Here is a 20,634-nt window from a genome sequence, read left to right as displayed (position 1 = left end):
TTCGGCAAGAGCAAATAGAGCAATGGGGAATAACTTTTATTCGTTTTTCAAATGAAGATATTAAAACAAATATGTTCAGTGTAGTACTCTCTTTAGAAAGTAAAATAGACGAACTAAAAAAGACAAACTTTTCTGAGGAATAGGCAGCTAACACTTTTACTCAGTTATAAAAATCAAAAAGTATAACAATTAACAACATAAAATATATGAATATTTTTTTAGGAATGGTAGGGCCTTGGCAAGTAGTGATTATTGTAGCCCTTATATTATTGCTTTTCGGGGGCAAGAAAATCCCTGAATTAATGCGTGGTTTAGGCACAGGCATCCGCGAGTTCAAAGACGCCACTAAAGACCCTGCTAAAGACAACGAACGTATTGGCAAACCAGAAGACGAACAAATCAACAAATCTGCTAATTAACAAATTGGCAAATCGACAAATTGGCAAATCGACAAATTAACATTATGCTTTTAACAACAACACCTACAATCGAAGGACATCCTATTAAGCAATATTTAGGCATCGTTACTGGCGAGACCATCATCGGGGCGAATGCTATTAAGGATTTTATGGCGGGGCTTACCGACTTTTTCGGCGGACGCTCTACTACCTACGAAAAAGTACTTATCGAAGGCAAAGAAACTGCTTTAAAAGAATTACAACAGCGTGCTGCTGCCCTCGGTGCTAATGCAGTAGTGGGTATCGACCTCGATTACGAAACCGTAGGGGCTAATGGGGGTATGCTAATGGTTACTGCCAGTGGCACAGCCGTACAAGTATAATTAGCTCATCTACGAATTGGCAAATCAACAAATCGACAAATCAGCTAATTGGCTAACCAGCAAATTGCTCTCTTGGTACGCTACGGCTAAGCGCGACTTGCCGTGGCGTGGCACAACCGACCCCTATAAAGTCTGGCTCTCCGAGATTATCCTCCAGCAAACGCGCGTAGTACAAGGGCTCCCTTATTACGAGCGATTTATCACTCATTTCCCTACCGTATCCGATTTAGCAAAGGCTTCCGAAGAAGAGGTGCTAAAGCTATGGCAAGGTTTGGGCTACTACTCACGCGCTAAGAATCTACATCATACCGCTCAGCACATAGCCACAGTGCTGGGGGGTGTTTTCCCTAAAAGTTATCAAGAACTCGTAAAGCTCAAAGGCATAGGCGATTACACTGCCAGTGCCATTGCTTCTTTCTGCTATAACGAGCCTTGTGCAGTAGTCGATGGCAATGTATATCGCGTATTATCACGCCTCTTTGGGGTGCAGACACCTATCAACACCCCTGCAGCAGCCAAAGAGTTCAAAGCCTTAGCTAATGAGTTGTTAGACAAGCCTCGGGCAGGCGAATACAACCAAGCTATTATGGAGTTTGGCGCAATCGTCTGCACTCCCCAGTCACCCGACTGTGCTAACTGCGTATTGCGCGACAACTGTTGGGCTTGGGCGCATAATCAGGTAGGTGTTTTGCCTGCCAAACTCAAGAAAATCAAGATAAAACAGCGTTACTTCAACTACCTCGTATGGCTGAGTGCCGATCAGCAAACCCTCCTTCAGAAACGAGAAGGCAAAGATATATGGCACGGACTCTACGAATTTCCGCTTATCGAAACCTCTACGCCCCTCTCTGCTGCTGCCCTTACTGAGCAGCTAAGAGAGCAGCACCCCCTCATCACTCCTTATTTGTATAACGAAAGCCCTGTTGTGCATAAGCTCACGCACCAGCACATACACACCTCGTTTTGGGTACTTACCACCCACTCTCCACTCGAAAAAGGCATATCTATCAGCCAGTTAGAGCGCTATCCTGTGTCAGCTCTTACCGCAAACTTTATTAAAAACTTTTGGAAGTTATAAAAAAAATCGTACTTTTGTAACATCTTTTAACCCCATAACCCAATTTACCAATGAACGGATATGTAAATAAAGTTATCCTTGTCGGACGCATAGGCGAGGCAATAAAGCTAACCTATTTTAGCGAAGGCAATTGCGTAGGTCAGTTCAGACTCGCTACCCACGAAGAGTATACTAACCGCAATACTAATGAGCGCGTAGAGCACACTGAGTGGCACAATATAGTGGTACGCAATAAGCTGGCTGAAGCCATAGAAAAGTACACCCAAAAAGGCGACCTTATCTATTTAGAAGGACAGTTGCGTACCCGCTCTTGGCAAGCCGAAGACGGCAGTCCTCGCTACATTACCGAGGTAGTAGTAAGCGATATGAATCTGCTGCCCAATATGCGCGCCCCTAAAACTGCTACCCCACCGGTAGCTGGCACCCTTACTACTCAATCGTCGCCTGAGTTAGATGCTAATGGAGTGCCGTTTTAATGTATAACGAAATTCTTTTATTTTGGAAACAGAACCCCTCTCGGCATCGTTGCTGATGCCCTTTTTAACCGTAGATATTGCGCTGATAGTACAATTTGCTATTTTTTGCTTACTGCTGCTCTGCTCTGCTATCATCTCTGGCTCTGAAGTGGCCTTATTTTCGCTCTCGCCTACTGAAATAGACGAGCTGAAAGAAGACCACAATTCTGCCAATAACCTGATAGCCAAAATGGTAGAAAACCCTAAAAAGCTGTTGGCTACCGTACTCATCGCTAATAACTTGGTCAATATCTCTATAGTGCTTATCTCACCAGAGCTGACCAACTTTGCCTTCGGAGGCATCAAAAACCCTATATTGCGCGATGTGATGGATATTGGGTTGGTAACCTTTGTATTGTTGCTCTGCGGCGAGATACTGCCCAAGATTTACGCCAATCGCAACAACTTGGCTTTCGCTAAGAGAGTGGCCTACTTCATCTATATACTCGATACCGTTTTCACCCCTATCAGCCTACCGATGAAGTCTTTCACCGTATGGATTCAAAAGCGATTAGGCAAAACCAAGAGCAATATATCAGTTGGGCAACTTTCGCAAGCCTTAGAATTGGCATCAGAAGAGGATACTACCAATGAGGAAAAGAAGCTATTAGAGAGTATTGTATCGTTTGGCAATACCGAAACCTGCGAAGTGATGGTGCCCCGCGTAGATATTTTTGCTCTTAGCGAGGATACCCCTTTTAGCGAAGTGTTGAGCGAGATAGTAAAAATAGGCTATTCGCGCATACCCGTATACCGCGAAAATTTAGACAATATTACAGGGGTTATCTATATCAAAGACCTATTGCCTTATATCGAAAAACCTGATTTTCAATGGACTAAGGTAATGCGAAAAGCTTTCTTCGTGCCTGAAAACAAGAAGTTAGACGATTTGCTCAGCGAGTTCCAAGAAAAGAAAATACACTTAGCCGTAGTGGTAGACGAGTATGGCGGCACTTGTGGTATCATCACTTTAGAAGATATTATGGAGGAAATAGTAGGTAGCATCAATGATGAGTTCGATGATGATGATGTTACATACTCTAAGATTAATGATCACACCTATATTTTTGAAGGCAAGACTGTGTTAAAAGATTTTTACCGCATCGTAAAGATGGACGATGAAAACATCTTGCTTTTTGATGAAAAAAGAGGAGAAGCAGAGACCTTAGCAGGCTTTTTGCTCGAAATATCAGGCAACTTCCCTCAAAAAGGCAAACCTATTGTGTTTCACAACTATAGTTTCACCGTAGAAGCCTTCGACAAACACCGAATAAAGGAAATCAAAGTAAAAATTAACAGTTAATTGACGTGAAGTATTCAAAAATTATAGAAGCAGCCTATAAAACAGTAATGGAAGCTGAGAATGTAGGCACTGTACCTACTTATATCCCCGAATTGGCTCAAGTAGACCCTAATAAGTTTGGGGTGTATTTCTACAGCCTCAACAAGCAATCCTTTGGCATAGGCGATTGCGACGAGAAGTTTTCGTGCCAAAGTATCTCAAAAGTGTTAGCGTTGTGCTTAGCTTATAGCATCATAGGCGACAAACTCTGGAAACGCGTAGATGTAGAACCTTCGGGCACTTCGTTTAACTCGCTCGTGCAATTAGAGGCTGACAATGGTATTCCGCGCAATCCGCTTATCAATGCAGGAGCCATAGTTGTATGCGACATTTTGCTATCTATTTTAGAAGATGCCGAAGCCGATTTCCTTACTTTCGTCCGCGATTTGGCAAATGATGAGTCAGTAAACTATTCTATCAGAGTAGCCGAGTCTGAAAAATCAGTAGGGTATAGAAATTTTGCGCTATGCTATTACATCAAATCGTTAGGAAATATAGAAAATGACCCTATAGAGGTACTTAACTTCTACTTCAAACTCTGTTCGTTAGAACTCAGTTGCAAGTCTTTAGCCTATATATTTTCATTTTTAGCCAATGATGGTATTCGTATGCACGACCGCGTACAGATACTCACCGACACTTGTACTAAGCGGGTAAATGCAATTATGCAAACCTGCGGTTTTTATGACGAGTCGGGTGAATTTGCTTTCAAGGTAGGCTTACCGGGCAAGAGTGGTGTGGGCGGAGGCATCGTAGCTTTATTGCCTAACCACTACAGCATAGCCGTGTGGAGCCCTAAGCTAAATAACAAAGGCAACTCATACCGCGGAATGCTATTTTTAGAGGAATTTACCGCCCAAACCCATACCTCAATTTTTTAATCCGTAAATCTTATCGATTTGCTAATTAGCTAATTATTTGTATCTTTGCCGCCCAAAAACACACACTCTAATGACTATAGAAGCAATACAAAACCAGATAATAGAAGAGTTTTCACTCTTTGAAGATTGGATGCAGCGATATGAATATATGATTGAGTTGGGCAAGTCGCTGCCCCTAATAGCAGAACAGTACAAAACTGATGATTATCTTATCAAAGGGTGCCAAAGTCAAGTATGGCTACACGCTGACTACCAAGAGGGTAAGATATTCTTTACGGCCGATAGCGATGCCATTATCACCAAAGGTATTGTAGCCTTATTGGTGCGCGTGTATTCAGGTCACACCCCCGAAGAGATTTTAGCGGCTAAAACTGACTTTATCGACCAAATAGGACTCAAAGAACACTTATCGCCCACCCGTGCTAACGGATTGGTGAGTATGCTCGAGCAGATGAGGCGATACGCCCTGTTACAAGCAAAAAAATAAGGACATAAATCTATAAACAAATGGCTGAAGAGACCACAAATACTCAAAAAATAATAGACACTGAAGTACTCGGCGAGAAAATCGTAGAAGTGCTTAAAACAATATACGACCCCGAAATACCTGTAGATATCTACGAATTAGGCTTAGTATATGATGTATTCGTAAATGAAGACTGCGATGTGAAGATACTTATGACTCTCACCTCGCCTAACTGCCCTGTAGCCGATGCACTCCCTATGGAGGTAAAAGAAAAGGTACAGAGCATTGATGATGTTCACGAAACCATTGTTGAACTCACTTTCGACCCGCCTTGGCATCAGGATATGATGAGCGAGGTAGCGAAACTCGAACTCGGATTTTTGTAAACTAATTAATAAATCACTTATGAAAAAACTTTTATTCTCAGCATTATTACTTTCTGCTGTATCAATGGGTTTTGCCCAAGAAGAGAGCACCGATGGAGTTGCTCAAGACCCTACTGTAGCCCCTGAGCAAGAAGCTCCTGCTACCCCTCGTTGGACAAAAGGAGGCAATGCCTCATTAATGTTTTCGCAAGCTGCCTTCAATAACGATTGGACTGGAGGGGGTACTAACAACGTAGCAGCAAGCCTTGCTGTTAGCTATGCATTCAACTATAAGAAAGACCGTTTAGCTTGGGATAACAACCTATACATCGATTATGGTCTTACTAAGTTAGAAGGCGATGAATTCACTCGCAAAACAACAGACCGTTTTGAAGTAAACTCTGTACTTGGTTATCAGATGACCAATCCAGAGTGGTTCTACTCATTCTTCTTCAACTTCAAAACCCAAATGACCGATGGTTATAAGTACACTTCTGGCACTCAGCGCGACCTTATAAACCAATTGCTTTCACCAGGGTATGTACAATTTGGTCCTGGTATCTTGTGGAAGAAAAGCGACAACCTAAAAGTGAATATCGCTCCTGCAACTTCTAAAATTACTACTGCTAGAAGTAGATGGACGCAAGCTGGTAGTTTCTACGGAGTAGAGAAAGGTAAAACAATACGCTATGAGCTCGGTTTCTCACTTAGTGGCTATGCTAAATTCAATGTAATGGACAATGTTTCATTTGAAAACATACTATCATTGTATAGCAACTACCTTGATAAACCTCAAAACATAGATATTGACTACACTGCCAACTTAGTGATGACTATCAACAAATATCTATCGGCAAACTTCACTTTCCAAGCTATCTATGATGATAATGCCGCTAAAGCCTTCCAAATACGCGAAGTATTAGGTTTAGGAGTAACTTACAAATTTTAAACATTTAGTAAATTTAATAATTAATAAATTAGCCCATTAACAGACGCGATTGTCTGTTAATGGGCTAATTTGTTAATATACTGACAAATAAGTAAGCAATCCTTAATAATATATTATTTTTTCGTAAAAAACTTTTGCGAATATCAAAAAATTATTTTAATTTTACGGCGAAATTAAGTTTGACTTACTCAAAAGCCTTACTCAATGACTTTTCCATAAGCCAAAAAAATACCACCACTATGATCGACCCACTTTTATTACCCTACCTCAGCATTATAGAGGATAGAAAAAAACACTTTACTGCCACCGCACGCACTATGCAAGGCGATGCCGCCCGATTGGCAGATAACTGCAACTCTCACCTGTACTACGGCTTACATTTTGAAGCTAACGAATGGGTGTTGCGCGAGTGGGCTCCTAACGCAACGGCTATATACCTCCTTTTTGAAGGTAATGACTGGCAAAAAAACAATCACTTCTCATTTAAAAAACTCAACAACGAAAATTGGGAACTACGGCTCCCCGCACATCTTTTGCACCACCAAATGCTCTACAAACTGTTAGTAGAGTGGGACGGCGGTAGCGGTGAGCGGTTGCCTTCGCATACCCTACGCGCAGTACAAGACGATTATACTAAAGTATTTACTGCACAAGTATGGCAACCCCCTGTACCCTACCAATGGAAGCACTCTCGCCCCAATACTACCGAACCGCCCCTTATCTATGAGGCGCATATAGGTATGAGTACTGAGCATCAGCGCGTGAGCACCTTTGTGGAGTTTCGTCTATACGTATTGCCTCGTATCGCTGATTTAGGCTATAATACAATACAGCTAATGGCTATACAAGAGCACCCTTACTACGGGTCGTTTGGCTATCAGGTAGCCAATTTCTTTGCAGTGAGTTCACGCTTTGGCACCCCTGAAGAGCTCAAAGAGCTTATCGACACGGCACACGGCTTAGGCATACGCGTAATTTTAGACCTTGTGCATTCGCATTCGGTAAGCAATGAGGTAGAAGGGCTCAGTTATTTTGACGGTACTGATTATTTGTACTTCCATAGTGGTGAGCGCGGCAAACACCCTGCGTGGGACTCTCGCTGTTTCGACTACGGCAAGCCCCAAGTACTCAACTTCTTGCTCTCTAACTGCAAGTATTGGCTTGAAGAATACCAGTTTGACGGCTTCCGCTTCGATGGAGTAACCAGTATGCTCTATTACGACCACGGACTTGGCAAAGCATTTACTAACTATAGTTTTTATTATGACGGTAATGAAGATGTAGAGGCAATAACCTACTTAACGCTTGCCAACTTAGTCACACATCAGCTCTATCCTCAAGCTATTACCATAGCCGAAGAGATGAGCGGTATGCCAGGGTTAGCCTCACCTATAACCGAAGGGGGTATGGGCTTCGATTTCAAGATGAGTATGGGCATACCCGACTATTGGATTAAGTTGCTAAAAGAAGTACCCGATGAACAATGGCACGTAGGCGATATTTATTATGAACTGACCAACAAACGCGCCGAAGAACGTACCATAAGCTACGCCGAAAGTCACGATCAAGCTCTCGTGGGCGATAAGACCATATTTTTCCGTATGACCGACAAGGAGGTCTACACCGGTATGAGCGTGTTCGACCACAATCTCATCATCGACCGTGCAATGGCTCTACATAAAATGATACGCCTCGTAACGTTAGGCACTGCCGGCGGAGGCTATCTAAACTTTATGGGGAATGAATGGGGGCACCCCGAGTGGATTGACTTCCCTCGCGAGGGCAACGGCTGGAGTTACGCCCACGCACGCCGCCTCTGGAGTTTGGTTGATGACCCCAACTTAAAATTTAAGTATCTGAACGCTTTCGACCGCGAAATGATACACCTAATAGCACGCAGCCGCCTATTGACCTACGAACCCCGTGTATTAGTACGCGACATCGAGCGGCAAATACTCGTATTCGAGCGTGGCAACTATCTATTCGTATTCAGTTTTAACCCTACCACCTCATATAGCGACTATCCGTTTGAGGTGCGTGCCGGCAAGTACCTAACCGTACTAAGTACTGACAACCCCGCTTTTGCAGGAGCTAACCGCATAGATGAGAGCATCGAGCACTTTACCCAGTACTTAGAGAAGAAGAACCTATTATCGCTGTATATACCAGCGAGAATTGCAATGGTGCTAAAAATTGACAATTGACAAAGGTTATGTAAATAGTACCTCACGTCTTGAGAAAAACATTATAAAACTTAAAAAACTCATCAGTATATTGTTAGATACTATTTATCGTGATAATATTTACTTGATAAGCCCTATAATTAATTGGACATTAATTGATGGGGTAAATAGACACTTTAGAGATAATTACAACAAAGTATTACCCACCTTACAGATGAAAGATTTGAAATCATTGATTTACCATCTAATCAATTAACAAGTGAGTAACAGTTTTTTAGACAAGAGCTCTAATATTTTATATATTTTTTCACAGATCTAAGTAAGCAAAAAACAAGAAAATGGAAATCATAAGTTCAAAAAACCAACAACTCATCAAAGATTTATGTGATTGGAAAATCAATAGAGAAAAGTTTATAGAAAAAACTGCTTTTAAAGCTAATTATGAGCAGTTAAGATATTTATTGTTGAGTGTTAGTGTTAAGGATTATCTAGACGAAAATGATTATAATCAGTATTTTGATACCATTCTTTGGGAATTACCTAATAGTATGAGTAAAGAAGAAGATGAAGCTTTATTTCAAGAGTTTTTGTTATGTAATTTTCACTCTGAACACGAGAATATGGCAAGTGCTTTTCAGTCGACTTTTAACAATAATATAGAAAACATTCTTATCTTACTAAAAGCAATAGACAATGTTCCCAAATATTTAGAGCCTGAAGATTTTAAATACCCTTATGTAAGAAAAATCATTTATGCTATAGGTGCCCAGCCACAACCTGAGAGTTTTTTAGCTTTAGAGCAATTAGTTTCTCAGACTAACGATGTAGAAATAAAAAAACTAGCCTTACACCAGCTTGAGAAACGAAAAGAATTAGGGCGATGGGAGTATGAAAGAAGTAAATAATAAGTTATAAACTTAGTCAAAAGTTTAAAACTTTAACTATCTCTAAAACATAATAACGCGTATTATACTACAACCTAATTATTATTAATTATCAATTGTTATGTATTTATCATTCAAAAAAGACCAACTTATCAATCTAGAGTACTCTCTTAGCAGAGAGTTCTTAGGTACCAACCGCGGTGGAGGCTACTGCTCCTCTACCCTTGTATTTTGCAACACCCGTAAATACCACGGGTTATTAGTAGTGCCTATCGAAAAATTTAGAGGCAAAAACTATGTAATGCTTTCATCACTCGATGAGACTATCATACAGCACGGACGTGATTTCAACTTTGGGGTACATAAGTACGAGGGTACTTATGAGCCACGCGGACATAAGTATATCGTAGATATTTCGTACGAAAAAGCTTTTACCGTTACCTACCAAGTAGGCGGGGTATTGCTAAAGAAAGAAATACTAATGATGCACAACGCTCCACAAGTATTGGTGCGCTATACACTACTCGAGGCTCACTCAGCTACCAAGTTGCGCTTAAACCCTCTTTTGGCTTTCCGCGATATACACTCACTCAGCAAACAAAACCCTGTAGCTAGCACCCAACCTGAAGCTGCTGATAACGGCATACGTGCCCGCCTATACCCTGAGTTTCCATACCTATATATGCAGTTTAGCAAAAAAGTTGACTTTATAAACAACGCGTATTGGAATAACAATATCTATTACACTAAAGAGAAAGAACGCGGCTATGACTATCAGGAAGATTTGCTAAGTATTGGTTATTTTGAAGTGAGCCTAAAGAAGGGCGAAAGCATCGTCTTTTCTGCCAGCATTGAAGAGGCTGAAAGCAAAACCCTCGAAAAGAATTTCAACAAATATCTAAAAGAACGCAGTGAGCGCAACTCAGCTCAAGAATGCCTACAGTACAGTGCAGCCCAATTCTTGATACACAAGGCAGGCGAAACACGCATCAAAGCAGGATATCACTGGTTTGACAGCAACACCCGCGATACCTTTATCTCTCTACCGGGTATTGCTCTTTCTGGCAATACAGCCAAGATATTCGATGAGGTGCTTACCTCTGCTTGCAAGTATTTTTATGAGGGACTTTTCGCTCGCGACATTAGTACCCACGTCACCAATCCTGTGTTTGATGCCGATACCTCATTGTGGTTCTTCTGGACGCTTCAGCAATACGAAAAAGAAACCAATAAGACCAAAAAACAACTGTGGAAAGAATATGGCGAACTGCTGAAAGCTATCCTACAAACCTACCGCAGCCGCAAGCACAAAACAATGTGTATGGACGACAACGGACTGATATGGAGTGATAACCTAAGTCGCCCCCTTACGTGGTTTGACGCTGAGGGCAATTACGGAGCTATCGTACCTAGAAATGGATATGTGGTAGAAGTAAACGCGCTATGGTACAATGCTGTATGCTATGCCATTGCAATGGCTGATGAGGCTAAAGACAAAGCTTTTTTGAGCGAATGGGCTACCCTACCGGCTACTATAGCCGAAAGTTTCAACCAGACTTTCTGGTATGAAGCTGAATCTTACTTAGCTGACTATGCTAACCACACTCATCAAAACACTGAAGTACGTCCTAACCAGCTATTGGCTTGTGCGCTTAACTACTCGCCTCTTACTGAAAAAAGACAACGCAAGGTGTTAAAGATCATCACCCAAGAGCTCCTTACCCCTCGTGGTTTGCGCACGCTATCACCTGAGAGCCCACGTTATGAAGGCGAAGGTGTAGGCCCCGTATACGTACGCGATAAGGCAACTTTCAACGGGTCGGCACACCCTTGGTTGATAGGTTTTTATATAGAAGCCAACTTAAAGCTCTACGGCGATGCTTACATACCTGATGCTGAAAGTATCCTCGCTGACTTCGAAGAAGAACTCAACGACCACGGAGTAGGCTGTATTTCGGCTATCTATGACGGCAATCCACCATTCCAATCAAGAGGATGTATCTCTAAAGCTAAGAATGTATCAGAGATTTTAAGGGCACAATGGCTGCTAAAAGGTAATAAATAACTCAGAATTTAAACCCTTCGAAATCGAGGGGTTTAGAAAAATCAATAAAAGCGTATGAAGAATGCAAGAGTATTAATGTTTGGTTGGGAATTCCCCCCACACATCAGTGGAGGGTTAGGAACAGCTTGCCTCGGTATAGCTCAGGGGTTAGCCAAAAATGGTGTACAAGTACTATTTGTAATGCCTAAAGCCTCAGGTGATGAGGATAGTAGTGTGGCAAAGATTATCAATGCCAGCGATGTAGAAATGCTTCAGAACACCGAGAAGATAGAAGAGTTCTGGAAACATATCAATTTTATGGAGATAGGCTCTAACCTTGTGCCTTATCTCGACCCCGAAACCTTTGCTCGCGAGCGCGACCGCTACCTCAAAGAAGGCGAAAACCGTGAACGCATCAGCTACCATAATAAATTTCAGTTTTCGGGCAAATATGGGGCTAACCTAATGGAAGAGGTATATCGTTATGCCTTAGTAGCTGGTACAGTAGCCAAAAACCACGATTTTGATGTAATTCACGCCCACGACTGGCTAACCTATAGTGCAGGTATCATCGCTAAAAAAATATCAGGAAAACCGCTAATAGTACACGTACACGCTACCGAATACGACCGCGGAGGTGAGTTTAACCGCAATACCTTAGTGTACGACATCGAAAAACGAGGTATGGAAGCTGCCGACAGGGTAGTAACAGTAAGCAACTGGACGCGCAATATTGTTATAGAAAAATATGGTATCCCTGCTGAAAAAGTTATCACAGTGCATAATGCAGTAGACTTTAAAACCGACACCGAAGACCGTGAGGAACGCGGCATCAAAGATAAAATCGTAACTTTCTTAGGGCGCATCACCCTACAAAAAGGGCCTGAGTACTTTGTAGAAGCCGCTGCCAAAGTGATGAAACGCCTGCCTAATGTACGCTTTGTGATGGCAGGTAGCGGTGAGAAGATGAACCCTTTAGTACGCCGTGTAGCCCAATTGGGTTTAGGCACACGTTTCCACTTCACAGGCTTCTTGCGCGGCAACGATGTACAACGTATGTTCCGCTATAGCGATGTGTATGTGATGCCTTCTGTATCTGAACCCTTTGGTATTTCGCCCTTAGAGGCAATGCGCTCTGGGGTGCCCACCATCATCTCTAAACAATCGGGAGTAGCCGAAGTACTCCACCACGCTATAAAAGTAGATTATTGGGATATCAACGCCCTCTCCGATGCGATATACGGCGTATTGGCTTACCCCACCCTATCTAACTTTATGCAACGCGAAGGTTATGAAGAGGTAAACCAACTAAAATGGGAAACTGCCTCGCTGAAACTCAAAAAAATCTACGAATCTTTAATGTAAAACCACCATTATGAAAAAGTCAATTTGTATTTATTTTCAAATCCATCACCCCGAACGTCTTAGAAAATATCAATTCTTCGACATAGGAAAAAAACACAACTATTTTGACAACTACGCTAACCGCTCAGAATTAGAAGATTTAGCCGAAAACTGCTACTTGCCTGCTAACGCTTTATTGTTAGACCTTATCAAGAAATACGAAGGCAAATTCAAAGTTGCTTTCTCTATTTCGGGCTCAGCTATTGACCAGCTCGAAATGCACACCCCAGAGGTAATACGCTCTTTTCAGGAGCTCGCCCAAATAGGACAAGTAGAGTTCTTAGCCGAAACCTATTCGCACTCATTAGCATCGCTATCTGAAGACACTGATGAGTTTGAATTGCAGGTAAAACGCCATAGTGCAGCTATCAAAGAGCTTTTTGGCAAAAAACCGGTAACCTTCCGCAATACGTCTCTCATCTATTCTGATAAAATAGGGAAAAGAGTAGCTGACTTGGGCTTCAAGACGATGCTTACCGATGGTGCTAAGCACGTATTAGGTTGGAAGAGTCCTAACTTCGTCTATAAAAATGCTTTAGACGAAAACCTCAACCTCTTACTAAAGAACAGTAAGCTGAGTGATGATATAGCAATACGCTTTTCTGACAGAAACTGGAGCGAATACCCACTTACTTCAGAAAAATACGTTGATTGGGTATCGCACAGCCTACAAGATACTGAAGTGCTCAACCTCTTTATGAACTACGAAGTAATAGGGCACTACAACCGCGCTGAAAGTGGGATTTTCGACTTTCTGAGATATTTCATCCAGCAAATAGCCGAAAACCCTAATTATCAGTTCTTATTGCCTAAGGAAGTCACTAAAAAGCATACAGCTAAAGATATACTACCTGTGCCTTACCCTATTTCGTGGACAGACGAAGAGCGCGATATCACTTCGTGGTTAGGAAACGAACTACAAAAAGAAGCCTTTACCGAGCTATTCAAAATACAACCTTTGGTGAAGAAGAAAAAGAATGCAGAGCTAAACGAAGACTATAGTAGGCTGCAAGCCAGTGAGCATTTCTATTTTATGCGCACTAAGCTATTCTCAGGAGCCGACTATCACAAGTACATTCTGCCTTACGAATCGCCGTATGAAGCGTTTATCAACTATATGAACGTGCTAAGCGACTTCATCGAGCGGGTGAAAGGCTAAATTAGTTAGGAGTTTATAGAAAGTTTAATAATAATTTTAAAAACAGACAAAATGAAATTAGAAAATGCTAAACCCAAAATCAATCATCTCTACGAAGAGATTGTCAGCAATGACGCCGCAGAAATGTCTGTATCTAATGGATTTGCAAGAAAAACCGTTGATGCGGAACGTAAGGTGAAAGCGTTAGACTCGGAAGAGTTTTTCTACGCAAATCCTCCTAAGGACAGGCAGAAAGGTGCCAAATATGAGGCTGATGAAAGTCTCATAGACAGTTCGCTGTATCTACCTTAATTTAGAAATTAATAATTTAGTCGTCAGTAGTGAATACTGGCGACTATTTTTTTATTCATAAATTAGCCTTTCAACAAATTTGCTAATTATCAAATAATATGTACCTTTGCCCTTTATTCTTAACTAAATACAGCTATGGCAAAAGAAACCCCTCTGATGAAGCAATACAATCAGATAAAGAGTAAATACCCTGATGCTCTTCTCCTTTTTCGCGTTGGCGATTTCTACGAAACCTTTGGCGAAGATGCCGTAAAAGCTGCTCACACCCTCGATATAGTACTTACTAACCGCAATAACGGTAGCGAACGCTCGGAATTAGCGGGCTTCCCTTATCACTCTATCAATACTTACCTGCCTAAACTAGTAAAGGCAGGATACCGCGTGGCTATCTGCGACCAATTAGAAGACCCTAAACTAGTAAAAGGCATTGTAAAACGCGGCGTGACGGAACTTGTAACCCCTGGTGTTGCTCTTAATGACGATATTCTACAAAGCAAAAACAATAACTTCCTCGCCTCGGTATGGCTCGGCAAACAGCTGTGCGGTATTGCTTTTCTCGACATCTCGACAGGCGAGTTTTTGGTAGCCCAAGGTGACAAACCTTATATAGACAAACTACTACAGAACTTCAAACCCAGCGAAATACTCATAGCTAAACAACAGAAAAAAGCCTTTGCCGAAAGTTTTGGTGAGGATTTTCACTGCTTCTTCTTAGAAGACTGGGTCTTTAAAGAAGATTACGCCCGTCAAGCACTTACTAAGCACTTCCAAACCAACTCGCTAAAAGGCTTTGGCGTAGACGAACTGACCGAAGCAATACTAACCGCAGGAGCGATACTTTACTATCTTTCAGAAACTCAGCACCACCAGCTACAGCACATCACTACCCTACAGCGCATAGCTGAAGATGCATACGTGTGGCTCGACAGATTCACCATTCGGAATCTGGAGCTCTATGCGGGTAGCTCGGCTCAGTCGGTTACACTTATAGATGTGATAGATAAGACTCTATCGCCTATGGGTAGCCGTACCCTAAAACGTTGGTTAGCCCTCCCGCTAAAGAAAATAGAAAAAATAGAACAGCGACACGAGGTGGTAGCTTACCTGCTCGACCATACCGATACGCTTAACCTAATAAAAGAGAATATCAGCCGTATGGGCGACATAGAGCGGCTTATCTCTAAAGTGGCAACACTGAAAATCAATCCGAGAGAGGTAGTGCAGTTGTGCGCTTCGTTAGAACATATAGCCCCTATAAAACAACAATGCTTGCAATCGGGCAAAGAGTCACTGAGTTTATTAGGAGATAAGCTGCACGACTGTCAGCAACTCTGCACACGCATACGCCAAACCCTTACTGATGAAGCCCCCGTAAACATAGCCAAAGGCAACGCTATAGCAGCAGGTTTTTCGGCAGAATTAGATGAACTGCGCAACCTTTCGCACACAGGCAAATCGTACTTAGACGACCTGTTACTACGCGAAACCCAGCGTACGGGTATCCCCTCGCTAAAAATAGACAGCAACAACGTCTTCGGCTACTACATAGAGGTACGCAACACCCATAAAGACAAAGTGCCTGCCGACTGGGTGCGCAAGCAAACCCTTGTGAATGCTGAACGCTACATCACCGATGAGCTGAAAGAATACGAGGCTAAAATAGTAGGGGCTGAAGAGCGCATCAGTCAGTTAGAGCAATCGCTGTATGCTGAGCTGATAAGCTATATAAGCGAATACATAGCACAAGTGCAGACTAACGCTAACCTAATAGGGCAATTAGACACTCTCTGCGGCTTTGCTACCCTCGCCCTTGAGAACCACTACAACCGCCCTGAAATGAGCGAAAGCTATGTGATAGACATCAAAGAAGGGCGACACCCTGTGATAGAAAAACAACTGCCTGTTGGCACCCCCTACATAGCTAACGATGTATATTTAGACCGTGACACCCAGCAGCTGATGATGATTACCGGACCTAATATGTCGGGTAAATCGGCTATACTGCGCCAAACGGCTCTTATCGTACTACTCGCCCAGATAGGTAGCTTTGTGCCTGCTACCTCAGCCCATATAGGTATCGTAGATAAGATTTTCACCCGCGTAGGGGCAAGCGACAATATATCAGTAGGCGAATCGACTTTTATGGTAGAAATGAACGAGGCAGCCCTGATACTCAACAACCTTTCTGACCGCAGCCTTATACTACTGGACGAGATAGGGCGCGGCACCAGCACCTATGACGGCATCTCGATAGCGTGGGCAATAGCCGAATACCTACACGAGCACCCCTCGCGCGCCAAAACGCTCTTTGCAACCCATTACCACGAACTGAACGAAATGACAGAGCAGTTTGAGCGCATCAAAAACTACAACGTAACCGTAAAAGAAACTCAAGATAGCGTGCTTTTCTTGCGCAAATTGGCTGCAGGAGGTTCGGCACACAGTTTTGGTATACACGTGGCTAAAATGGCTGGAATGCCGCAATATGTAGTTCAGAAAGCAAATAAGATGCTACAGAAGCTCGAGCAGATGCACAATGTAAATACTACCGAAGCGGTAAAAGCAGCTCAGAAGGAAATGCAGCTCTCTTTCTTTGATATGAGCGACCCTCGTCTTGACGAACTCAAAAACGACCTACTGAGCTTAGACATCAACAGTCTGACGCCGGTAGAAGCGCTAATGAAGCTCAACGAAATGAAGAAGCTACTCAATTAGACGATTTGCCAATTTGTCGATTTGCTAATTTACCAATTATATATGATATTTCAATTTAAAGAATTTAGTGTAAAGCAAGAACATAGTGCGATGAAAATCAGCACCGATGGGGTATTGCTCGGGGCGTGGGCACCCGTAGAAGATGCCGCATCGGTATTGGATATAGGAGCCGGTACAGGGTTATTGAGCCTTATGATAGCCCAACGCTGTGATGCCCCCCTAATAGATGCCGTAGAAATAGATGAAGCGGCTTATATAGAATGCACCGACAACTTCGAAAACAGTCCGTGGGGCGACCGCCTTTTCTGTTACCACGCTTCATTTAAAGAGTTAGTGGCTGAAATAGATACTCTTTACGACTTTATTATATCTAACCCTCCTTTCTACACAGCCGACACTCAAGCCCCTGAGACAGCACGCAGTACTGCCCGTTCGGCTGCAGCGCTCCCTTTTGAAACCCTTATAGAAGGAGTAGCCCAATTATTGTCGGATAGAGGGCGTTTTGCAGTTATCATTCCTTATCAGGAAGAGGCTTCTTTTATCGGTTTGGCAGCCGCTCAAGGGCTTTACCCTCACGCATTGTTGCGCACTAAAGGAACTGCTACGGCTCCGCTAAAACGCAGCCTTATCAGCTTTTGTAGGACAGAACAACCTTACACCCCTACTGAGCTTATTATAGAAGAAAGCAGAGGCGTCTATACCCCTGCTTATAAAGCTCTTACTGAAGATTTTTATTTGCCAAAATAGGCAGCTTACTGCCTTGAAAACCTCATACAGATTGCACGGAGAGAGTGCTAAGTTTATAATTACAATATGCCAAAGAACGCGCTGAAAGTTTTAAAACTTTTACGGCGCAAAGTTCAGACATTAGGGTGAAGTAAAAAAATAGTTGTTTCATAATGTGACAACTTTGTCAAAGTTTTGGTGTATCTCTTGGGTCTCCAAATTAGGTTTCAGCCAAAAAACCTTATTATATAATACTTAAATACAACTTGTATAGTTATTTTTTAAATAACTCAGAATGACTACCTAAACGTAATAAAGATATTTCCCTTTCGTCAAGGTATTCTTCCCATATAATAAGCAAGTCTGGTTCTATATGACACTCTAAAGCTCCTTTGTATTGACCTATTAATTTATGAGGTTTCATTTTTCGTGGAATACCCTCTACTCCACATTCTTGTAGCATCCCTAAAACTTCAGCAGTTTTTTGGAGCTTTTGGGCATTATTAGAAATAACCTTTAAGTCTTTTTTGAAAGAAGTTGAATATTTCAATGAAAAAGACTTCTTTTCTTTTTCAGTCTCGTTATTACTCATCTTCTTCTAAAATATCTTTAATCATTAGGTTTACATCAGTATACCCTTTCATAGAGTGTCTGTTTTCTCTCATCTCCATAAAAGCCTTATGTGTTTCCTCATTAGGGATAGATTTTTCTACTGGAATAGATTTTTTCTTATCATCTACTGTGACAGTCTCCAAAATAGTAGTCTTTATCTTGAGCCTTTCAAACAAATGTTGAATTATAGGAAAGTCGGCATTATTGATAGTTGCTTGTATAATTGTTGCATTCATATCTCTATTTTTTTGGCAAAGGTAATAATTAATTGACAATTAGCAATTGATAATTGAAAACTAATTATTAGTAATACACGATGTCGTATTTGATGATTTTAGGGGTGTTGGTGTTGTGTATTTGCTTTTCGCGGATGTTCTTTTGTGAATCGTAGGTGTAAGTGTAGCGTATGTAACTGCCCTCGCCAAGGGCATCGGCTACTCTCTCGCTTGTGCAGTCGCCTTGGGAATTGTATTGGTAAGTGTAGCGGCACCAATAATTGTAATCCACACTCTCATTTTTAATCTCCTTGCCTATCATATTGCCATTAGCCGAATAGGTATACGTATCGTGGCGGTAGCAATTACTGCCCTCGCATTGCTGTTCTTTGGTAAGTCGGTGGGCGGAATAGGTGTAAGTGATACGATCGAAAGGGAAATCGCCACCTGAGTAATATACCGTAAGCTGTTGCCCCTTTGCAGGGTACTCATAATTGCGCTTTTCTAATACCTGTCCGTTATAAGTGTCTTTATAGCACAATAGTTGGCTGTTTGTGCCGTACTCGAACGTCTCTTCGCGGGTAGTGTCGGTAGCACCAAAAATATTAGGGGTGCGTATCAGGGTAAGCATACCGGCATCGTTATAGCTATAGTGGCTGGTATAACTAAGGGTATTTTCGGCTGTATATACTTCGCGCTGCGTTAGCTTGCCCTCGCTATCGAAAAGGTATTGCACGATAGGTTCTTCTTCGGCAAGGCGCAAGGCTTTTAGTTGTTTGTTATCGGTAGTTTCTGCCTCGTAAGAGGTTATTTTGAGGCTCTTCACCTTCCCTTTGAGGTGAAGTTGTTGCCAGCCTGTCATCTTTAGGTATTCGGTGGTGTATTGCTGCGCCCAAATGGGACACGTTAGTAGAAAAAAGAATAGATACTTCATTTTTGATTTGTCAATTTGTCAATTTGTCGATTTGTCAATGAACTAATCAGCTCATTTCATTGGCAAATCGACAAATTAGCAAGATTATTAAATTATCCTTGGTGTGTTTTCTTCAATAGGTCATTTACTACTTTTACTGGGTTGAAGGTGATGATAGGCACTTCGACAAATAGAGTTATCCATTTTGCCATAGAGCCATTCCACAAACCAGGGAGCTCGAGGGCTTTTAGCGGTCTTCCCATATAGGTTTTGCTGGTGATAAATGCCTGTTGAGGGTCTACGTACTGCTGTAGGTCGAATTTTTGGCCTTTGTAGTCCTTGATGCCGCATACTAAATCTACCGGATTGAAGTGGGTAGACTGTTGGAAGATTTCCTTTTGCTTAGCATTGCTCATATCTACTTGTGCCGATTCGATAATCTGTAGGCTGTAACTGCCATCAGCTTCTTTTATCCAGAAAGGACCTCCACCGGGTTCACCTTCATTCTTCACCATACCACAAACGCGTATAGGGCGGTGTAGTTGCTCTTTGATAAACTCGAGCGCATATTGGCGGCGGAACTTGTACAAGTAGTCAGGTACGTTGATATTTATCTCTTTGAGGAAATTCAATATACGTTTTACCTCTTTCTTCTTCACTTTGTTATTGTCGATGCGGTGCAGTATTTTGAACACTTCGTCTTGCACCTCGCACAACTTACCGGCTAAGGCTTCTTTGTAGAAAACCGTTTCATCGGTGTACTTTTTCACTACTACGTTGTCGATATTTTTGATGAAGATAATATCTGCATCTATATCATTTAGATTGCTTAGTAGGGCTCCGTGTCCGGCAGGGCGGAAAAGCAGATTGCCGTCTTCGTCGCGGAAGTACTCATTATCCTCGGTTACTGAAACAGTGTCGGTACTTGGCTTTTGGTAAGAGAAGCTAACGTTGAAGCGGATGCCGTAGCGCTCCTCGAGGACGGGCTTGATAAGGTTTAGCTCTTTGTAGAAAGCCTCGGTATGCTGCTCGGTGATAGTGAAATGCAAATCGGCCTCCTCATCGTCTGAAGCATAGAGTACTGCCTCGCGGAAGTGCTCTTCGAAAGGGG

At 42.2% G+C, this 20,634-nt stretch carries 21 protein-coding genes; 17 read left to right on the top strand and 4 right to left on the bottom strand.

Features of this window, described 5'->3' with window-relative positions; translation table 11 throughout:
* The first annotated feature begins 206 nt into the window (after positions 1 to 206).
* The 17 genes from HMPREF9074_RS08195 to HMPREF9074_RS08110 all read left to right on the top strand — a co-directional run bounded on the left by HMPREF9074_RS08195 (position 207) and on the right by HMPREF9074_RS08110 (position 17,804).
* Positions 207 to 419 carry a Sec-independent protein translocase subunit TatA/TatB gene (locus tag HMPREF9074_RS08195; RefSeq protein ID WP_009390048.1) on the top strand — a complete coding sequence of 71 codons (213 nt, stop codon included), beginning with the start codon at positions 207 to 209 and terminating at the stop codon, positions 417 to 419.
* A gap of 44 nt (positions 420 to 463) precedes the next feature.
* Entirely contained in the window at positions 464 to 781 is a 318-nt protein-coding gene (locus HMPREF9074_RS08190; protein WP_009390047.1) for a YbjQ family protein, read from the top strand.
* A 16-nt stretch (positions 782 to 797) separates the two neighbouring features.
* Positions 798 to 1,859, top strand: a complete 1,062-nt coding sequence (mutY, locus tag HMPREF9074_RS08185) for an A/G-specific adenine glycosylase (RefSeq protein ID WP_009390046.1) — start codon at positions 798 to 800, stop codon at positions 1,857 to 1,859.
* Positions 1,860 to 1,909: 50 nt separating this feature from the next.
* Positions 1,910 to 2,335: a single-stranded DNA-binding protein gene (locus HMPREF9074_RS08180; protein ID WP_009390042.1), complete on the top strand. Its 426-nt coding sequence runs from the start codon at positions 1,910 to 1,912 to the stop codon at positions 2,333 to 2,335.
* A gap of 55 nt (positions 2,336 to 2,390) precedes the next feature.
* Positions 2,391 to 3,677, top strand: coding sequence for a gliding motility-associated protein GldE (locus tag HMPREF9074_RS08175; protein WP_009390039.1), 1,287 nt, complete (start codon positions 2,391 to 2,393; stop codon positions 3,675 to 3,677).
* Between the two features lie 5 nt (positions 3,678 to 3,682).
* The gene (locus HMPREF9074_RS08170; protein ID WP_009390037.1) at positions 3,683 to 4,597 is read left to right on the top strand and encodes a glutaminase; all 915 of its coding nucleotides are present in this window, start codon (positions 3,683 to 3,685) and stop codon (positions 4,595 to 4,597) included.
* Between the two features lie 70 nt (positions 4,598 to 4,667).
* Positions 4,668 to 5,084, top strand: a complete 417-nt coding sequence (locus HMPREF9074_RS08165; protein ID WP_009390036.1) for a SufE family protein — start codon at positions 4,668 to 4,670, stop codon at positions 5,082 to 5,084.
* A gap of 20 nt (positions 5,085 to 5,104) precedes the next feature.
* Positions 5,105 to 5,449 (top strand): iron-sulfur cluster assembly protein, encoded by a 345-nt coding sequence (locus tag HMPREF9074_RS08160; protein ID WP_009390034.1) that lies wholly within the window; start codon positions 5,105 to 5,107, stop codon positions 5,447 to 5,449.
* Positions 5,450 to 5,468: 19 nt separating this feature from the next.
* Positions 5,469 to 6,377 (top strand): DUF3078 domain-containing protein, encoded by a 909-nt coding sequence (locus HMPREF9074_RS08155; protein WP_009390032.1) that lies wholly within the window; start codon positions 5,469 to 5,471, stop codon positions 6,375 to 6,377.
* Positions 6,378 to 6,616: 239 nt separating this feature from the next.
* The gene (locus HMPREF9074_RS08150) at positions 6,617 to 8,581 is read left to right on the top strand and encodes an alpha-amylase family glycosyl hydrolase (protein WP_009390030.1); all 1,965 of its coding nucleotides are present in this window, start codon (positions 6,617 to 6,619) and stop codon (positions 8,579 to 8,581) included.
* A gap of 317 nt (positions 8,582 to 8,898) precedes the next feature.
* Positions 8,899 to 9,465, top strand: coding sequence for a hypothetical protein (locus HMPREF9074_RS08140; RefSeq protein WP_009390029.1), 567 nt, complete (start codon positions 8,899 to 8,901; stop codon positions 9,463 to 9,465).
* 100 nt (positions 9,466 to 9,565) lie between these two features.
* Complete coding sequence (locus HMPREF9074_RS08135; RefSeq protein WP_009390015.1) at positions 9,566 to 11,509, top strand: glycogen debranching enzyme N-terminal domain-containing protein; 1,944 nt, start codon at positions 9,566 to 9,568, stop codon at positions 11,507 to 11,509.
* Positions 11,510 to 11,563: 54 nt separating this feature from the next.
* The gene (locus HMPREF9074_RS08130) at positions 11,564 to 12,853 is read left to right on the top strand and encodes a glycosyltransferase family 4 protein (protein ID WP_009390013.1); all 1,290 of its coding nucleotides are present in this window, start codon (positions 11,564 to 11,566) and stop codon (positions 12,851 to 12,853) included.
* A gap of 10 nt (positions 12,854 to 12,863) precedes the next feature.
* On the top strand, positions 12,864 to 14,051 hold the full coding sequence (locus HMPREF9074_RS08125; RefSeq protein WP_009390011.1) for a glycoside hydrolase family 57 protein: 1,188 nt from the start codon (positions 12,864 to 12,866) through the stop codon (positions 14,049 to 14,051).
* 51 nt (positions 14,052 to 14,102) lie between these two features.
* Entirely contained in the window at positions 14,103 to 14,342 is a 240-nt protein-coding gene (locus tag HMPREF9074_RS08120) for a hypothetical protein (protein ID WP_009390009.1), read from the top strand.
* A gap of 135 nt (positions 14,343 to 14,477) precedes the next feature.
* Positions 14,478 to 17,057 (top strand): DNA mismatch repair protein MutS, encoded by a 2,580-nt coding sequence (mutS, locus tag HMPREF9074_RS08115; RefSeq protein WP_009390007.1) that lies wholly within the window; start codon positions 14,478 to 14,480, stop codon positions 17,055 to 17,057.
* A 42-nt stretch (positions 17,058 to 17,099) separates the two neighbouring features.
* Entirely contained in the window at positions 17,100 to 17,804 is a 705-nt protein-coding gene (locus tag HMPREF9074_RS08110; protein ID WP_009390005.1) for a tRNA1(Val) (adenine(37)-N6)-methyltransferase, read from the top strand.
* A 253-nt stretch (positions 17,805 to 18,057) separates the two neighbouring features.
* Here HMPREF9074_RS08110 and HMPREF9074_RS08105 read toward each other — a convergent pair whose 3' ends face one another.
* From HMPREF9074_RS08105 to HMPREF9074_RS08090, 4 genes are all read right to left on the bottom strand, one after another.
* Positions 18,058 to 18,375, bottom strand: a complete 318-nt coding sequence (locus HMPREF9074_RS08105; protein ID WP_009390002.1) for a type II toxin-antitoxin system YafQ family toxin — start codon at positions 18,373 to 18,375, stop codon at positions 18,058 to 18,060.
* Positions 18,368 to 18,631 (bottom strand): hypothetical protein, encoded by a 264-nt coding sequence (locus tag HMPREF9074_RS08100; RefSeq protein ID WP_009389999.1) that lies wholly within the window; start codon positions 18,629 to 18,631, stop codon positions 18,368 to 18,370. The genes HMPREF9074_RS08105 and HMPREF9074_RS08100 overlap by 8 nt, the downstream gene beginning before the upstream one ends.
* Before the next feature lie 67 nt (positions 18,632 to 18,698).
* The gene (locus HMPREF9074_RS08095; RefSeq protein WP_009389997.1) at positions 18,699 to 19,544 is read right to left on the bottom strand and encodes a hypothetical protein; all 846 of its coding nucleotides are present in this window, start codon (positions 19,542 to 19,544) and stop codon (positions 18,699 to 18,701) included.
* Between the two features lie 92 nt (positions 19,545 to 19,636).
* Positions 19,637 to 20,634 (bottom strand): DUF4301 family protein (locus HMPREF9074_RS08090; RefSeq protein WP_034540230.1); only part of this gene is annotated, 998 nt, incomplete at its 5' end.

This window comes from Capnocytophaga sp. oral taxon 329 str. F0087 (assembly GCF_000213295.2).
Lineage (GTDB): Bacteria > Bacteroidota > Bacteroidia > Flavobacteriales > Flavobacteriaceae > Capnocytophaga > Capnocytophaga leadbetteri_A.
This window is presented reverse-complemented; position numbering and strand designations above follow the sequence as displayed.

What these genes read in the sequence shown, in the direction of transcription:
- HMPREF9074_RS08195 (WP_009390048.1), top strand. Translation starts at nt 207, where the DNA reads ATGAATATTTTTTTAGGAATGGTAGGGCCTTGGCAAGTAGTGATTATT.
- HMPREF9074_RS08190 (WP_009390047.1), top strand. Translation starts at nt 464, where the DNA reads ATGCTTTTAACAACAACACCTACAATCGAAGGACATCCTATTAAGCAA.
- HMPREF9074_RS08180 (WP_009390042.1), top strand. Translation starts at nt 1,910, where the DNA reads ATGAACGGATATGTAAATAAAGTTATCCTTGTCGGACGCATAGGCGAG.
- HMPREF9074_RS08175 (WP_009390039.1), top strand. Translation starts at nt 2,391, where the DNA reads ATGCCCTTTTTAACCGTAGATATTGCGCTGATAGTACAATTTGCTATT.
- HMPREF9074_RS08165 (WP_009390036.1), top strand. Translation starts at nt 4,668, where the DNA reads ATGACTATAGAAGCAATACAAAACCAGATAATAGAAGAGTTTTCACTC.
- HMPREF9074_RS08160 (WP_009390034.1), top strand. Translation starts at nt 5,105, where the DNA reads ATGGCTGAAGAGACCACAAATACTCAAAAAATAATAGACACTGAAGTA.
- HMPREF9074_RS08155 (WP_009390032.1), top strand. Translation starts at nt 5,469, where the DNA reads ATGAAAAAACTTTTATTCTCAGCATTATTACTTTCTGCTGTATCAATG.
- HMPREF9074_RS08150 (WP_009390030.1), top strand. Translation starts at nt 6,617, where the DNA reads ATGATCGACCCACTTTTATTACCCTACCTCAGCATTATAGAGGATAGA.
- HMPREF9074_RS08140 (WP_009390029.1), top strand. Translation starts at nt 8,899, where the DNA reads ATGGAAATCATAAGTTCAAAAAACCAACAACTCATCAAAGATTTATGT.
- HMPREF9074_RS08135 (WP_009390015.1), top strand. Translation starts at nt 9,566, where the DNA reads ATGTATTTATCATTCAAAAAAGACCAACTTATCAATCTAGAGTACTCT.
- HMPREF9074_RS08130 (WP_009390013.1), top strand. Translation starts at nt 11,564, where the DNA reads ATGAAGAATGCAAGAGTATTAATGTTTGGTTGGGAATTCCCCCCACAC.
- HMPREF9074_RS08125 (WP_009390011.1), top strand. Translation starts at nt 12,864, where the DNA reads ATGAAAAAGTCAATTTGTATTTATTTTCAAATCCATCACCCCGAACGT.
- HMPREF9074_RS08120 (WP_009390009.1), top strand. Translation starts at nt 14,103, where the DNA reads ATGAAATTAGAAAATGCTAAACCCAAAATCAATCATCTCTACGAAGAG.
- mutS (WP_009390007.1), top strand. Translation starts at nt 14,478, where the DNA reads ATGGCAAAAGAAACCCCTCTGATGAAGCAATACAATCAGATAAAGAGT.
- HMPREF9074_RS08110 (WP_009390005.1), top strand. Translation starts at nt 17,100, where the DNA reads ATGATATTTCAATTTAAAGAATTTAGTGTAAAGCAAGAACATAGTGCG.
- HMPREF9074_RS08105 (WP_009390002.1), bottom strand. Translation starts at nt 18,375, where the DNA reads ATGAGTAATAACGAGACTGAAAAAGAAAAGAAGTCTTTTTCATTGAAA.
- HMPREF9074_RS08100 (WP_009389999.1), bottom strand. Translation starts at nt 18,631, where the DNA reads ATGAATGCAACAATTATACAAGCAACTATCAATAATGCCGACTTTCCT.
- HMPREF9074_RS08095 (WP_009389997.1), bottom strand. Translation starts at nt 19,544, where the DNA reads ATGAAGTATCTATTCTTTTTTCTACTAACGTGTCCCATTTGGGCGCAG.